Origin of the sequence: Streptomyces sp. NPDC101191 (genome assembly GCF_044767915.1) — a bacterium.
Taxonomy (GTDB): domain Bacteria; phylum Actinomycetota; class Actinomycetes; order Streptomycetales; family Streptomycetaceae; genus Streptomyces.
On record NZ_JBIWOU010000005.1, the window covers coordinates 1 to 15,449 of the forward strand.

Annotated in this window: 12 protein-coding genes; 7 read left to right on the top strand and 5 right to left on the bottom strand. The window is 73.8% G+C overall.

The window, feature by feature from the left end; genetic code table 11:
• Together ACIRQF_RS19765 and ACIRQF_RS19770 are read left to right on the top strand one after the other, a co-directional pair.
• Positions 1 to 324 (top strand): acetyl-CoA carboxylase biotin carboxyl carrier protein subunit (locus ACIRQF_RS19765; protein WP_404093658.1); only part of this gene is annotated, 324 nt, incomplete at its 5' end.
• A gap of 100 nt (positions 325 to 424) precedes the next feature.
• Positions 425 to 970, top strand: coding sequence for a TetR/AcrR family transcriptional regulator (locus ACIRQF_RS19770; protein ID WP_376635726.1), 546 nt, complete (start codon positions 425 to 427; stop codon positions 968 to 970).
• 66 nt (positions 971 to 1,036) lie between these two features.
• Here the strand turns inward: ACIRQF_RS19770 and ACIRQF_RS19775 are convergent, their stop codons facing one another.
• Together ACIRQF_RS19775 and ACIRQF_RS19780 are read right to left on the bottom strand one after the other, a co-directional pair.
• Positions 1,037 to 1,966, bottom strand: a complete 930-nt coding sequence (locus ACIRQF_RS19775) for a DeoR/GlpR family DNA-binding transcription regulator (RefSeq protein ID WP_404094519.1) — start codon at positions 1,964 to 1,966, stop codon at positions 1,037 to 1,039.
• A gap of 236 nt (positions 1,967 to 2,202) precedes the next feature.
• Positions 2,203 to 3,642, bottom strand: coding sequence for an NAD(P)H-quinone dehydrogenase (locus tag ACIRQF_RS19780; RefSeq protein ID WP_376635724.1), 1,440 nt, complete (start codon positions 3,640 to 3,642; stop codon positions 2,203 to 2,205).
• A 239-nt stretch (positions 3,643 to 3,881) separates the two neighbouring features.
• Between ACIRQF_RS19780 and ACIRQF_RS19785 the strand changes: the two genes are divergently transcribed.
• The 5 genes from ACIRQF_RS19785 (at position 3,882) to ACIRQF_RS19805 (ending at position 12,637) form a co-directional block, all read left to right on the top strand.
• Positions 3,882 to 4,319 carry a gamma-glutamylcyclotransferase gene (locus tag ACIRQF_RS19785; RefSeq protein ID WP_376635722.1) on the top strand — a complete coding sequence of 146 codons (438 nt, stop codon included), beginning with the start codon at positions 3,882 to 3,884 and terminating at the stop codon, positions 4,317 to 4,319.
• Between the two features lie 205 nt (positions 4,320 to 4,524).
• Positions 4,525 to 5,328: a purine-nucleoside phosphorylase gene (locus ACIRQF_RS19790; RefSeq protein ID WP_376635720.1), complete on the top strand. Its 804-nt coding sequence runs from the start codon at positions 4,525 to 4,527 to the stop codon at positions 5,326 to 5,328.
• A gap of 679 nt (positions 5,329 to 6,007) precedes the next feature.
• Positions 6,008 to 7,660 carry a phospho-sugar mutase gene (locus ACIRQF_RS19795; RefSeq protein ID WP_382485402.1) on the top strand — a complete coding sequence of 551 codons (1,653 nt, stop codon included), beginning with the start codon at positions 6,008 to 6,010 and terminating at the stop codon, positions 7,658 to 7,660.
• Positions 7,661 to 7,920: 260 nt separating this feature from the next.
• Entirely contained in the window at positions 7,921 to 9,084 is a 1,164-nt protein-coding gene (locus tag ACIRQF_RS19800) for a mannosyltransferase family protein (RefSeq protein WP_376635755.1), read from the top strand.
• A 130-nt stretch (positions 9,085 to 9,214) separates the two neighbouring features.
• Positions 9,215 to 12,637, top strand: coding sequence for a FlgD immunoglobulin-like domain containing protein (locus ACIRQF_RS19805; protein ID WP_404093662.1), 3,423 nt, complete (start codon positions 9,215 to 9,217; stop codon positions 12,635 to 12,637).
• 80 nt (positions 12,638 to 12,717) lie between these two features.
• Here ACIRQF_RS19805 and ACIRQF_RS19810 read toward each other — a convergent pair whose 3' ends face one another.
• The 3 genes from ACIRQF_RS19810 to ACIRQF_RS19820 all read right to left on the bottom strand — a co-directional run bounded on the left by ACIRQF_RS19810 (position 12,718) and on the right by ACIRQF_RS19820 (position 15,409).
• Positions 12,718 to 13,365 (bottom strand): PH domain-containing protein, encoded by a 648-nt coding sequence (locus tag ACIRQF_RS19810; RefSeq protein WP_376635715.1) that lies wholly within the window; start codon positions 13,363 to 13,365, stop codon positions 12,718 to 12,720.
• An 83-nt stretch (positions 13,366 to 13,448) separates the two neighbouring features.
• Positions 13,449 to 14,087: a class F sortase gene (locus ACIRQF_RS19815; protein WP_404093665.1), complete on the bottom strand. Its 639-nt coding sequence runs from the start codon at positions 14,085 to 14,087 to the stop codon at positions 13,449 to 13,451.
• A 140-nt stretch (positions 14,088 to 14,227) separates the two neighbouring features.
• Positions 14,228 to 15,409 (bottom strand): hypothetical protein, encoded by a 1,182-nt coding sequence (locus ACIRQF_RS19820; protein WP_404093668.1) that lies wholly within the window; start codon positions 15,407 to 15,409, stop codon positions 14,228 to 14,230.
• Positions 15,410 to 15,449 lie beyond the last annotated feature (40 nt).

Genomic DNA, 15,449 nt, shown 5'->3' on the forward strand with positions numbered 1-15,449 from the left:
GAGGTCTCCCTCCCGTCGTCCCTGGGCATGACCCTGGCCCGCACCGGCCTCGCCGCCGGCGCCAAGCCCAAGCGCCGCGCCGCCAAGAAGTCCGGCCCCACCGCCTCCGGCGACACCCTCGCCTCCCCGATGCAGGGCACCATCGTCAAGGTCGCCGTCGAAGAGGGCCAGGAGGTCAACGAGGGCGACCTCATCGTGGTCCTGGAGGCCATGAAGATGGAGCAGCCCCTCAACGCCCACCGCTCGGGCACCGTCAAGGGCCTCAACGCCGAGGTCGGCGCCTCCCTCACCTCCGGCGCCGCGATCTGCGAGATCAAGGACTGAACCCGGCCCCGGAGCACCGGGGTACGGTACGAAGGGCCCGCAGGCGTCACCGCCGGCGGGCCCTTCGCCGCAGGGGACACCGTTCGAGGGAGGACGCCGTATGCGCGCCGACGCGCGTCGCAACCACGAGCGACTGCTCGCCGAGGCCCGCGCCGCCTTCGCCGCGCACGGCACGGACGCGTCCCTGGAGGACATCGCGCGCCGCGCCGGAGTCGGCATCGGCACCCTCTACCGGCACTTCCCCAGCCGCGAGGCCCTGCTCGGCGCCGTCTTCCAGGACGCCCTCGCCGCCCTGCTCGACCGCTCGGCGGACCTCGCCGAGGCCTCCGACCCGTGCGCCGCGCTCGTCGCGTGGCTGCGCACCCTGATCGCCCACGCCGGCGAGTACCGGGGGCTTTCGGTGGCCCTCATGTCCGTCTCGTACGGGCGGAGTTCGGCGCTCGCCGAGTGCAGCGAGCCGCTGCGCGCGGCCGGCATGCGCCTCCTCGCCCGCGCCCAGGAGGCCGGGCGGGTCCGCGCGGACGTGTCGATCGCCGACCTGATGAAGCTCACCAACGGCATCGCCCTGGCCGCCGAACGGTCCCCGGAGGACCCGGAGTTGGCGGACCGACTGCTGGATCTGACGGTGCGCGGCCTGCGAGCGTGAGGCCGCACCGACTCCGGGGCCCGGCGCGAACCGCCGCGACGGCTCCGACGGCGTCTCGACGACGACTCAGCGGCGCCGCATGTCCGCGACGCGGACGGCGCGTTCCGGGGCGAGGACCTCGTTCGTGAGGGGGCCGCCCGGGCCACCGCGGAACTGTCCGCCCGGCATCCGGCCGCGCTGTCCCGGCAGCGGAAGGTCACGGCGCGGACGGCCGCCCGGGGGGTGCTGCTCGCCCCCGTGTCCTCCGGCGCCCGTACCGGCCACCGCGATCTGCACGCCCTGGTCGGCCAGGGCCTGGAGCTCGGTGGCGGCGCGCTCGTCGTGAGCGGGCGGCTCGTCCGTCACCAGGCGCGTGATCACGTCCGTGGGCACCGTCTGGAACATGGTGTCGGTGCCGAGCTTGGTGTGGTCGGCGAGGACCACGACCTCCGCCGCCGCCTGTACCAGGGCCCGGTCCACGCTCGCGGAGAGCATGTTGGACGTGGAGAGGCCGCGCTCGGCGGTCAGACCGCTGCCCGAGAGGAAGGCGCGGGAGACCCGCAGGCCCTGCAGCGACTGCTCGGCCCCGCTGCCCACGAGGGCGTAGTTGGAGCCGCGCAGGGTGCCGCCGGTCATGACGACCTCGACCCGGTTGGCGTGGGCGAGGGCCTGGGCGACGAGCAGCGAGTTGGTGACGACCGTGAGCCCGGGCACCCGGGCGAGCCTGCGGGCCAGCTCCTGCGTGGTGGTACCCGCGCCGAGGACGATGGCCTCGCCCTCTTCGACGAGGCTCGCGGCGACGTCGGCGATGGCCGTCTTCTCGGCGGTCGCGAGATGGGATTTCTGCGGGAAACCGGATTCTCGGGTGAACCCGCCCGGCAGTACCGCACCGCCGTGCCGGCGGTCGAGGAGTCCTTCTGCCTCCAGGGCCCGTACGTCCCTCCGTACGGTCACTTCTGAGGTCTGGACGACGCGGGCGAGCTCGCGGAGCGACACGGCTCCATTGGCGCGCACCATTTCGAGGATCAACTGGCGACGTTCTGCAGCGAACACGAAACTGACAGTAACGTGACCGGCCGATACTTTTCAGCAGTATGCGCCGAATTGCAGAAGATGCGCACAAGCGGGGTCCCCAAGTGGTATGGGGGACCCCGTCGTTGATCGTTCTATGCCCCGGCTTGCCGGGGGTTGTCCGAGTCGGTGAACCGTTCCCGCAGGCGGGAACGGTGGCCGGTCGGCGACAGCCGGAGGACTCAGGCCTCGCCGGCGATCTTTCGGGTGTGCAACTGCCGTGCCACTTCCGCGATCGAGCCCGACAGGGAGGGGTACACGGTGAAAGCATTTGCGATCTGTTCGACCGTCAGATTGTTGTCGACCGCGATCGAGATCGGGTGGATCAGCTCGCTCGCGCGCGGGGCGACGACACAGCCGCCGACGACGATCCCGGTGCCCGGACGGCAGAAGATCTTCACGAAGCCGTCCCGGATGCCCTGCATCTTGGCGCGCGGGTTGCGCAGCAGCGGCAGCTTGACGACGCGGGCGTCGATCTTGCCGGCGTCGACGTCGGCCTGGGTGTAGCCGACGGTGGCGATCTCGGGGTCGGTGAAGACGTTCGACGACACGGTCTTCAGGTTGAGCGGCGCCACGGCGTCGCCCAGGAAGTGGTACATCGCGATCCGGCCCTGCATGGCGGCGACGGAGGCGAGCGCGAAGACGCCGGTGACGTCACCGGCGGCGTACACGCCGGGGGCGGAGGTGCGGGAGACCTTGTCGGTCCAGATGTGCCCGGAGTCCTTCAGGCGGACGCCGGCCTCCTCCAGCCCCATTCCGGCCGTGTTCGGGATGGCGCCGACGGCCATGAGGCAGTGGGTTCCGGAGATGACGCGGCCGTCGGAGAGGGCGACCTCGACGCGGTCGCCGACCCGCTTCGCGGACTCGGCGCGGGAGCGGGCCATGACGTTCATGCCGCGCCGCCGGAAGACGTCCTCGAGCACGGCGGCGGCGTCCGGGTCCTCGCCGGGCAGCACGCGGTCGCGGCTGGACACGAGGGTGACCCGGGACCCGAGCGCCTGGTAGGCGCCGGCGAACTCGGCACCGGTGACACCGGAACCGACCACGATGAGCTCCTCGGGGAGCTCCTTGAGGTCGTAGACCTGGGTCCAGTTGAGGATCCGCTCGCCGTCCGGCTTGGCGTCCGGCAGCTCGCGCGGGTGTCCGCCGGTCGCGATCAGCACGGCGTCGGCGGTCAGCGTCTCCTCGCTGCCGTCGGCGGCGGTGACGATCACCTGGCGGGAGCCGTCCATCGCCTGCCGGCCGTCGAGCCGGCCGCGGCCGCGCAGGACGCGGGCGCCGGCCCGGGTGACGGAGGCGGTGATGTCGTGCGACTGGGCGAGGGCGAGCCGCTTCACACGGCGGTTGACCTTGCCCAGGTCCACGCCGACGACGCGGGCCGCCTGCTCGATGTGCGGGGTGTCGTCCGCGACGATGATGCCCAGCTCCTCGTAGGAGGAGTCGAAGGTGGTCATCACCTCGGCCGTGGCGATCAGGGTCTTGGAGGGGACGCAGTCGGTCAGGACGGACGCGCCGCCGAGACCGTCGCAGTCGACGACGGTCACCTCCGCGCCGAGTTGGGCGCCCACCAGGGCCGCCTCGTATCCGCCGGGTCCGCCGCCGATGATCACGATCCGGGTCACTGGGATCTACGCCTCGCGCTCTCGTTCTGCCGGGGGGTCCCCCGCTGGGCTGCAGTGCGTACGCCATTGTCCCGCACGCTTCAAGTGCGTGCTCCATTCTCCCGTACGCGCGGCCGGACCACGCGCCGGGGCCTCACCGGCGGGTGGGACGGCCCCGCCGGCACCGTCGGAATCCGGCCAGGAGGCCGCCGACCACGGTCTTCGTCAACCACCCCGCCCCCTCCCGTACCCTCGACCCCATGTCGCTCTACGCCGCGTACGCCGGCAACCTCGACGCGCGGCTCATGACGCGCCGCGCACCGCACTCCCCGTTGCGCGGCACCGGCTGGCTGAACGGCTGGCGGCTGACCTTCGGCGGGGAGCAGATGGGGTGGGAGGGCGCGCTGGCCACCATCGTGGAGGCGCCCCGTTCCCAGGTCTTCGTCGCGCTCTACGACATCGCACCCATGGACGAGGACTCCATGGACCGCTGGGAGGGCGTCGGTCTCGACATCTACCGCCGCATGCGGGTCCGGGTGCACACCCTCGACGGCGAGGAGGCGGCCTGGGTGTACGTGCTCAACGCGTACGAGGGCGGCCTGCCGTCCGCCCGCTACCTGGGCGAGGTCGCCGACGCCGCGGAGTCGGCGGGCGCACCGCACGACTACGTGATGGAGCTGCGCAAGCGCCCCTGCTGACGGAGTCGGCGAGGACGCCGTCGCGCCCACGGCGGAGTCCGCGAGGAACGGTTCACCGATCTCTTCGTCGGAAACGACAAGACAACGATCGCAGGTCCGTGCGCGGAGTCATCTACGCGCGTAGGGATTCTCGGGCTAGGCTGCTTCGCGTATCAAATCCGTCCGGGGCTCCCCTCGGACCCCCCTCCCCGAGGCGAGAGAGTCAGTGAACGCTACTGCCACCCCGTACGAGGCCGCCGAGGCCGCCGCCGCGCGCCTTCGCGAGCTGACCGGAGTCGAGAACCACGACGTCGCCCTGGTCATGGGCTCCGGCTGGGCCCCCGCCGTGGACGCGCTCGGCGCGCCCGAGGCCGAGTTCCCGGTCACCGAACTGCCCGGCTTCCCGCCGCCGGCCGTCGAGGGCCACGGCGGCAAGATCCGCTCGTACAAGATCGGCGAGAAGCGCGCGCTGGTCTTCCTCGGCCGCACGCACTACTACGAGGGCCGTGGCGTCGCGTCCGTCGCGCACGGCGTCCGCACCGCCGTCGCCGCGGGCTGCAAGACGATCGTCCTGACCAACGGCTGCGGCGGCCTGCGCGAGGGCATGCGCCCCGGCCAGCCGGTCCTCATCAGCGACCACCTCAACCTGACGGGCGCCTCGCCGATCGTCGGCGCGAACTTCGTGGACCTCACCGACCTGTACTCGCCGCGGCTGCGCGCGCTGTGCAAGGAGGTCGACGAGACGCTGGAGGAGGGCGTGTACGTCCAGTTCCCCGGCCCGCACTACGAGACCCCGGCCGAGATCAACATGGTCCGTGTCATGGGCGGCGACCTGGTCGGCATGTCCACCGTCCTGGAGGCCATCGCGGCCCGCGAGGCCGGCGCCGAGGTCCTGGGCATCTCCCTCGTGACGAACCTGGCGGCGGGCCTGTCGGGCGAGCCGCTGAACCACGAGGAGGTCCTCCAGGCGGGCCGCGACTCGGCGGCGCGCATGGGCGAACTCCTGACCCGCGTCCTCGACCGCATCTGATCCTCCCGCGCGGTTCGCTGCGCGGGACTCCCTCCCGCACCCCGCCCCTTCCCGGAACCGGGGCAGCGCCCGCCCCGCGTGGGCGCCCGTCCCCCTTCGAACGGAACCGCGCCTCCTCGCGGGACGCGCGGTGGCGGCCGGGTCCTGGACCCCTTGAGGGCCCCGGCCCCGGAGACCACCGGGCGAACCCCCGCGGGTCGGGGCGCCGCCCCGAGCCTCGCCCGGCCGGAGGCCGCCCCCGGTTGAGGCGGAACCCGCGGGGCGCGGTCCGCGACGGACGGTGCCCTCGGCGCGCGGCCCGGGACCGGTCGAGCCGCCCGATGGCGGGTCCGCGCCCGGGGGACGTCCCAGGGGGCGTGGTCCGTGTCGCGGGCGACGCCCGGGGGACGTGGCCCGCGCTCCGGGCGACGTCCAGCGGACGTGGCCCCGCCCGGGGCGTCCCCGGAGGACGCGGTCCGTGGCGCGGGCGACGCCCAGGGGACGCGGTCCGCGATCAGGCCGTCCGTTCGGCCCATGAGGCGCCGGCCCCCACCGGGGGCGCCGGGAAGCCCCCGGCCACGGGGGTCGGGGAGCGGAGCCCCCGGTTACGGGAAGGGGCGGGGCGGGGAGAAGAACAGCCCCGCTCGAAACGCCCGCACGTTTACGCTCCGCCCGCACACACTCCGAAAGGCACACCACCGTGACGCAGGACGACCTCCTCGCCCGGGCCCAGGCGTGGCTCGCCGAGGACCCCGATCAGGAGACCCGTGAGGAGCTCGGCGCGCTCCTCGACCGCGGGGCCACCGTCGAGCTCGCCGCCCGCTTCGCCGGCACGCTGCAGTTCGGCACCGCCGGGCTCCGCGGCGAGCTGGGGGCGGGCCCCATGCGCATGAACCGCTCCGTGGTCATCCGCGCCGCCGCCGGCCTCGCCGCGTACCTGAAGGCGAAGGGGCGGTCCGACGGCCTCGTCGTCATCGGTTACGACGCCCGCTACAAGTCCGCGGACTTCGCCCGCGACACGGCCGCGGTGATGATCGGCGCCGGCCTGCGCGCCGCGCTGCTGCCCCGCCCGCTGCCGACGCCCGTCCTGGCGTACGCCATAAGGCACCTGGGTGCCGTCGCCGGCGTCGAGGTGACCGCAAGCCACAACCCGCCGCGCGACAACGGCTACAAGGTGTACCTGGGCGACGGCTCGCAGATCGTCCCGCCCGCCGACGCAGAGATCGCCGCCGAGATCGCCGCCGTGCGCGCGCTCGCGGACGTGCCGCGCCCGGAGACCGGCTGGGAGGTGCTGGGCGACGAGGTCCTGGAGGCCTACCTGGCCCGTACCGACGCCATCCTGTCCCCCGGCTCCCCCCGCACGGTCCGGACCGTCTACACGGCCATGCACGGCGTCGGCAAGGAGGTCCTCACGGCCGCCTTCGCCCGGCACGGCTTCCCGCCTCCCGCGCTCGTCGCCGAGCAGGCGGACCCCGACCCGGCGTTCCCGACCGTCGCGTTCCCCAATCCGGAGGAGCCCGGCGCCATGGACCTCGCCTTCGAGGCGGCCCGCGCCGTGGACCCGGACATCGTCATCGCCAACGACCCGGACGCCGACCGCTGCGCCGTCGCCGTCCCGGACGCCTCCGTCGACGGCGGCTGGCGGATGCTCCGCGGCGACGAGGTGGGCGCGCTGCTCGCCGCGCACCTGGTGCACAAGGGCGCCCGGGGCGTGTTCGCCGAGTCGATCGTGTCATCCTCGCTGCTCGGCCGCATCGCCGAGGCGGCCGGGGTCGGCTACGAGGAGACCCTCACCGGTTTCAAGTGGATCGCCCGCGTCGAGGGCCTGCGCTACGGCTACGAGGAGGCGCTCGGCTACTGCGTCGATCCCGAGGGCGTCCGTGACAAGGACGGCATCACGGCGGCGCTGCTCGTCGCCGAGCTGGCCTCGGAGCTGAAGGAGCGCGACCGCACGCTCACCGACCTGCTGGACGACCTGGCGGTCGCGCACGGCCTGCACGCCACGGACCAGCTTTCGGTGCGCGTCGAGGACCTGAGCGTCATCGCCGACGCGATGTCCGCGCTGCGCGGGAAGCCGCCGGTCAGCCTGGCCGGTCTGACCGTCGTCTCGGCGGAGGACCTGACGAAGGGCACGGAGTCGCTGCCCCCGACCGACGGTCTGCGCTACCACCTGGAGGGCGACTACAGGGCCCGCGTGATCGTCCGTCCGAGCGGCACCGAGCCGAAGCTCAAGTGCTACCTGGAGGTCGTGGTGCCAGTCGCCGACGCGAGCGAGCTGGCGACGGCCCGCGCGACGGGCGCCCGGGTCCTCGATGCGATCAAGAAGGACCTGGCGGAGGCCGCCGGTCTCTGATCCGCTCCGGAGCTACGGACCAGGCAGGCGCACGCGAGCGCACGCGATCCCTGGGGCCGGGCAACACCCCGGAGCTCAGGCCCCCCCCCGAAGCCCGGGACACCCGGGCCCCGGGGCGCCGAAGCGGCCGGAGGGCCCGTACGGAGACGATTCCGTACGGGCCCTCCGGGCTTCCCGTCCGAGTGAATTCGCTACGGCAGGCGCCGTAACGCGCCCTCCGTGCCCGGGCGCACCGGGCCACCGTGTCCCCCGTGCCCCCCGTGTCGCCGGTGCTGACCCCGCGTCCCTCCGTACCCGCCGCGCGCAGGCCCGCTCCCCGACCGGATCCCGGGCTGCTCCGGCGGGCCGCCCCCGCCCTCCTCGGCTACCTGCTCGTCCGGCTGCTGGGACTGCTGGTATTGGCCCGCTGGGCGCACCTCAAGGGCCACGGCGTGTGGCCGACGATCGCCACCTCGTGGGACTCGGGCTGGTACCTGGGGATCGCCGACCACGGTTACGACCACGAGCTCGGCACTCGCACCAACCACAACAACCTGGCGTTCTTCCCCCTCTACCCGGCCATGATCAAGGCCGTCGCCGCCGTCACCCCCGGCTCCCGCGCCTCCGTCGCCCTGGTCCTCGCCGGGGTCTGCTCGCTGGTCGCCGCCCTGGGGGTCTTCGCCGTGGGCGAGCGGCTGCACGGGCGCCGCACGGGCACGGTCCTCGCGGTGCTGTGGGGCGCGTCGCCGGCGGCGGTCGTGCAGTGGATGGGCTACACGGAGTCGCTGTTCACGGCGCTCGCGGCCGGGGCGCTGTACGCGGTCCTGAGCGGCCGCTGGGCGGGGGCGGCGGCCCTGGCCGTGGCCGCCGGGCTGACCCGCCCGACGGGGATCGCGGTCGCCGCCGCCGTGTCGGTGACGGCGCTGCTCGCGGCCCGGCGCGGCGAGCGCCGTGCCCTCGCGGCCGCCGTCGCGGCCCCGCTGGGCTGGCTCGGCTTCGTGGGCTGGGTGGGGCTGCGGCTCGGCCGCTGGGACGGCTACTTCGCCGTCCAGCGGACCTGGGAGAACGCGTGGGACGGCGGTGCGGGCACCCTGCGCGTCCTGCGCGACCTCCTGGTCTACTCCCGCCATCCGCAGCTGTTCCTGGTGGCGGTCTCCGCCGTGCTGCTCCTCTTCACGGCCCTGTACGTGCTGTCCGTGGCGGACCGCCAGCCGCTGCCGCTCCTGGTCTTCACCGGGGTGCTGCTGCTGGTCGTCCTGGGCAGCGGCGGCGTGTACTTCCCGCGCGCCCGCTTCCTCGTCCCGGGCTTCCCCCTGCTGCTGCCCGTGGCCCTGGCCGTGGCCCGTGCCCGGGTCCCGGCCGCGGCCCTGGTGCTGGGAGGCGCGGCGCTGTCCTCGGCGTGGCTGGGCGGCTACATGCTGCTGGTGTGGCCGGGGCCGCCGTGAGGCCCCTGTCACGGAACCGTGACGAACTGGGACGAGGTTGTGACGACCGATCGCGAGTTCGAACGGAAGGACAGGGTCTAACCTCGGGAGGTTGACACGTGAACCACTAGTGACTCTGAGGGGGGACACGTTGCGTGACACACGATCAGGCGGCTACCGGAGGACCGGCGGAGGCAGACGTCTGACGGCGACCGCTGTCGCCGTCGCGGCGGCCGTCGCCTCGCTCGCACCGCTCTCCGGGGGGACGGCGGTCGCGGCGGAGGCGCCCACGGCACAGGCACCGCTGACCATCGCGCCGGAACACTCGCCCAGTACGGGCAGGTTCCGCTTCGCCGGCGACACCGGCTTCCTGCACGAGGACTCCCGCGGCTTCGCCTGGGTGCCCTATGCGGGTGGGCAGCCGACCCGCTTCGGCCCCGAGGGCGCGTACGCGCTGCACGGCGGCGGCGGCGACGTCATCGCGCGCCAGTACAACGACCGGGTCGTCCTCCAGGACGGGCCGAACGGCCCCGAGCGGACCGTGACGATCCCGCGGGCGCAGTACTTCGCGAGCGTCCAGGGCGGCAAGGTCCTCACCAACGGCGAGGACAAGGCCGTCCACCTCCTGTCGGTCGAGAACGGCGTGCAGAAGGACGTCAAGGTGCCCGCCCCGAGCGGCGCCGCCTGGATCTCCACCGTCTCGGAGCACCGCGGGCGGCAGGGCAACGGACAGGGCTTCTTCGTCGCGTACTCGCTGAACGGCAAGACCCACCTCGGCTGGGTCCGCCTCGCCGACGGGGCGCTCCGGCCGACCGGGATGCCCTACGACGTCACCGGCTACGCCCCGTCGGTGAACGGGTCGCGGGCCTTCACCTGGGACGCCCCGGCCAAGCGGCTGAGCGTCTGGGACCTGACCGGTGACCTCTCCGCGCCCACGGCGGAGATCACGCTGCCCGAGGCCCCGCCCGAGGGCGCGGCCCTGGTGGGCCAGGAGTTCCTGACGCGGGTGAAGGACCAGAGGGGCGACGACCCGTACGCGCTGTACCCGCTCGCGGGCGGCGCGCCCCGCCCGGCCTTCGACGCGGCGGAGGTGGTCCCCACCCCCGACGGCGGCGTGCTCGCCACCGTCACGGGCGCGGAGGGGCAGCCCGCCGTGCACAAGGTCACCTTCCCGGAGAACGGCTCGGCCCCGGTCCTCACCCAGGTCTACGAGACCCCCGACACGGTCGCCCAGACCCGGCGGTTCGCCATCGCCCAGGGCGTGCTGAACGCCTCCGAGCACTCCGGCCTCGACGCGGGCGGCTACAACGACCTCTACGGCCGGGTGACCACCCGCGAGCTCACCGTCAGCGGCGAGCTCGCCGCGGGCCCGAAGACCGACCGGGGGTACGAGCACGAGAGCCCCACTCCGGGCCGCTGCTCCCCCGAGTGCGTCCCGGTGATCCCCACCGGTGACGGACGGCTGGTCTTCTACGCGTACCCGGGCAACCTGCACGTGGCCGACGAGGGCCAGGGCATGGACGACGCCGTGTGGACCGACACCGACGTCGACTATCCCAGCGGTTACCAGGCCGAGGGCCGCTACGCGGCGTACCGGGCGAGCTCGTACCCCAGCCCCGGCCTCGTGAACGAGGTCTACGACCTCGACGCGAAGAAGGTCGTGTTCCGTCGCGACCTCGGCACCCGCCAGACCTCCCTCCACGGCGCCACCCTGTGGACCGAGTCCACCGTCACGGGCACCGTGGACGCGATCGACGTGCGCACCGGCACGGCGAGGCGCACCGTGAAGCTGGCCGGCTGCGACCTCACCGGGCTGCAGGTCGTGGGCTCCTTCGCGTACTGGAAGTGCGCGTCGGGCTCCGGCGTGAAGAACCTCGACACCCTGGCGAACGTCTCCCTGCCGGCGCACACCGGCGCGCTGCTCGGCGACGGCTACCTGGCCCACGAGAAGGGCGGCACGGTCTCCGTCACGCCGCTGCGCGGCGGCGGCGCGACCCGGGCCGTCGGCACCGTGGCCGACTCCCGGCCGGACTACGGCTGGACCGTCGACCGCTTCGGCGGCCACGTGGGCCTGGTGGACGCGGACCAGAACATCCACGTCGTGCCGACGGGCGTCCCGGCCTCGCCGCTGCGTCTCCTGGACGCCGAGGAGACCACGACCGTGGACCGCAGGGCGGCGAAGCCGACGTGGGCCGCGAAGTGGTGGCTGAGCAAGCCCGCCGCCTCCTGGAAGATCGACGTCCGGGACAGCGCGGGCACGGTCGTGCGCACCCTTGAGGGCGGCGAGGCCCGCGGTCTCGTGAAGCCGGACTGGGACGGGAAGGACGCGGCGGGGAACGCGCTGCCGGACGGGCTGTACGACTGGACCCTGTCGGCCGCCCCCGCGGACGGCGTGGGCCCGGCGCTCACCCGTTCCGGCGACGTGGCGCTCGTGCGCGGGCAGTCCACGCTGGCCACCGGGCGGTACGAGCCGGTGACGCCGACGCGCCTGATGGACACCCGCTCCGGCACCGGCGTCCCCAAGGCCAAGCTCGGCGCGGACGGGACCGTCACCCTGACCGTCACGGGCAAGGGCGGCGTCCCCGCGAAGGGGGTCTCGGCCGTGGTCCTCAACGTCACGGCGACGAACGCGACGGCGGCGACGTTCGTCTCGGCCTACCCGTACGGGACGACGCGCACGAGCGCGTCGAACCTGAACGTGGTCGCCGGCCGGACCGTCCCCAACCTCGTCGTCGTCCCCGTCAAGGACGGCAAGGTCACCTTCTACAACCGCAACGGCTCGCTCGACCTCATCGCCGACGTCGCCGGCTACTACACGCTCTCGGGCAAGGGTTCGCTCTACGAGCCGGTGACCCCGGCCCGCCTCATGGACACCCGCTCCGGCACCGGCGTCCCCAAGGCCAAGCTCGGCGCGGACAAGACCGTCACCCTGACCGTCACGGGCAAGGGCGGCGTCCCCGCCGACGGCGTCACCGCCGTCGTCCTGAACGTCACCGCCACCAACCCGACGGCGGCGACCTTCGTCTCTGCCTACCCGTACGGCACCACCCGCACCAGCGCGTCCAACCTCAACGTGGTCGCCGGACAGACCGTCCCCAACCTCGTCGTCGTCCCCGTCAAGGACGGCAAGGTCACCTTCTACAACCGCAACGGCTCACTCGACCTCATCGCCGACGTCGCCGGCTACTTCACCAGCGGAACGTCAGGATCGCTGTACGAGCCGGTGACCCCGGCCCGCCTCATGGACACCCGCTCCGGCACCGGCGTCCCCAAGGCCAAGCTCGGCGCGGACAAGACCGTCACCCTGACCGTCACGGGCAAGGGCGGCGTCCCCGCCGACGGCGTCACCGCCGTCGTCCTGAACGTCACCGCCACCAACCCGACGGCGGCGACCTTCGTCTCTGCCTACCCGTACGGCACCACCCGCACCAGCGCGTCCAACCTCAACGTGGTCGCCGGACAGACCGTCCCCAACCTCGTCGTCGTCCCCGTCAAGGACGGCAAGGTCACCTTCTACAACCGCAACGGCTCACTCGACCTCATCGCCGACGTCGCCGGGTTCTACGGCCCCTGAGGCCGAAGGACCGCAAACCCCGAGGGCCGGGTGCACACCGCGTGGTGCGCACCCGGCCCTCGGGCGTTCGGACGGACGTCTCAGCCGGTCGCGGTGAGCACGATCAGCAGCACCAGACCGGCGACCGCGGGCGCGATGATCTCGTACGCCCAGCGGATCCGCGGCTCGCCCTGCGCCTCGGGGGCCCCGGCGCGGCGCTCGGCCATCTCGCGCAGGTCGGCGACGGTCTGGTCGGCGGGAGCGGTACGGGCCTTGCTGTCCCGGACGTCGGCGGTGGCCGAGGTACGCCCGTGCGGGTCGTCCTGCGCGGCCTTGGCGGCCTGGCGGGCGGCGCGCTTGCGCTGGCGCAGCGAGACGGGGACGGCCCACAGCTGGTACTTGGCGCCGTCCTGCGTGAAGACCTCGCTGGAGTAGCCGGCCCGGAGGTCGGCGACCGACCCCCACGGCAGCACGATGGTGCGGAACGGGTTGCGGATGCGCAGCCGCCGGTCGTTCACGTAGACGACGGGCCGGATGGTGAAGGCCACGATCAGCGGGATGACGAGGATCAGCGAGGCGAGCGCCAGCCAGGGGGTGCGGCCCTCTCCGCGGATGATCGAGTCCCCGCCCAGGACGACGGCGAGGAGGAGCAGGAAGACCCCACCCGCGATGCCGAGGGGCGACCGGTAGGCGCGGTCCTCCTGGGCGGGCTCGGAGGGCTGTGCGGCGGGCGGCTCGGGGGGCGTCATGCGCCCGATTCTGCCTCAGGCGCGCGGCGGTGGCGTAGGGGGCTCGGCGGCGTCCTGCCCGTCCCCGGCCGCCCTCGCCCCGCTCAGGCCGCGGGAGCCGCCATCAGGTCCGCGTACACCACGACGTTGTCCGGGCGGTGCCCGTTCACCAGCTCGCCGCCGCACGTGATGAGACGGAGCTCGGGGCGCTCGGTGTCGCCGTAGACCTTCTCGGTCGGGAAGGCCTTCTTGTCGACCTGCTCCAGCTCGCGCACGCGGAACACCGCGTCCGTGCCGTCGGCGCGCGTGACGGTGACACGGTCGCCGACGTGGATGCGGCCGACGTCGCGCAGGACGGCGGGGCCGTCCGCGGTGTCGTAGTGGCCGATGAGGACGGCGGGACCGGTCTCGCCGGGCGTGACGCCCTTGTCGTACCAGCCGATCCGGTCGGCCTGGGCGACGGACGGCACCTGGACGCTGCCGTCCCGGTTCAGACCGAGCCGCAGGACCGGGCCGGTGTCGACGCCGGCGGCGGGGATCCGGACCCGGACGGGTTCGGAGCGGGTGAGCGGCGCGGTCGCGAGCTGTCCGGCCGGGGCGGGCGCGGCCGTCGTCGCGACGCGCGGGGCCGGGACCGTCGGGCGCGCGGGCGCGGCCGCGGGGTCGGCGGACGCGGCGCAGCCGGAGAGAGCGAGGGCGGCGGTGGCGCCGACGAGGGCGAGGAGGAGGGGGCGGCGGGTCATGGGCGTGCTCCGGGGAACGGGTGCGGCGGGCCGCCGAGGAGGAGGGCGGCCCGCCGGAGGGGGTCGGCGGCGCTGTGAGGGGTGTGCGCCGTGCGGGAGGGACTCAGGAGCCCGGGTGAGCCGCGGGTCGGATGCCCGGGTCAGCCGCGGCCGGCGGCACGGCGGCGCAGGGCGGTGAAGCCGAGGCCGGCGGCGACGACCGCGACGGCGCCCGCGGAGGAGGCGAGCAGCGCGGCGTCGTTGCCCTGCTCGACGGTGCCGAACTCGGCACCGGCGGCGACGCCGCCCTTGGGGACGACGCTGGTCTGGCCGCCCTGGGTGCCGGTCTGCGGGGCGGTCGTGGCCGGGGCGGTCGTGGCCGGGGTGGTCGGCTTCGCGGGGGTCGGCTGCAGGCAGCCCTTGGGGAGCTTCGGGAAGTCGTTCCAGCGGTACGGCGTGTCACCGCCCTGCGTGCGCTGCCCGAAGCGCGGGGTGAGGGTGTCGGCGCGCTCGATCTTCAGACCGTGGACGGAGTCGAGCGGGTGTGCGCGGTCGGCCGTGGCCACGACGGTGCCCCGGTTCCGGAGGACGGCCTCGGGTCCCTTGGTCGAGTCGTTGGTGAGGGTCACGACCCAGCCCTCGCCGAACGAGGAGCGGACCTCTTCCTTGACGGTGCAGATGGAGGTGACGGTCGGGCCGCTGAGGATCTCGGCCGGCGGCTGGTCCTGGGGCTTCGGCTCCGGCTTGGTCCCGAGGTAGACCGGGGCGGCCTGCTTGGCCGAGCCGGGGACGTACGCGGCGAACTCGCCGCCGCCGGTCGCCAGGGTGACGACGGCCTTCCCGAACGTCCACACCGTGCGGACGGGGTCGTTCGTGTAGGTGAAGCCGCGTCCCTTGCCGTTCTCGATCAGCTGGAGGCCCACACGGCCGTCCTTCGGGTTCTTGCCGAGCTCCAGAACGGTGCCGTCGGCCAGCCGGTACAGGCCGAGCTTGGTCTCGTAGACGACGTTGCCCGCCCACGAGAGCGTGCGGCCGTCCTCGAAGAGGACGAGGAACATGCCGTTGTTGTTGGCCGCGCGCGGCCGCCCGTTCGCCTCGACGGAGCCGATCGGCGCGCCGTTCGCGAAGGCGTCGGCGCGGTACCAGGTCGGGCCCAGCTGGTAGATCTTGACGACGGTGCCGTCCGAGAGGGTCTCGGTCCGAACGAGGGTGCCGGCCGTCGGGTTCTCCGCGCCGGCCGCCGGGCCGTCCGCCGCGAAGGCGGAGCCGGTGGCGGCGACCGGGGTGATCGCGAGGCCCGCGAGGAGGGCGGTGGCGACGGCGGTGCGAAGGGCGGTGCGCATAACGACTCCTGAAGACAGTCAGGTGGTGGACGGGAGAGCC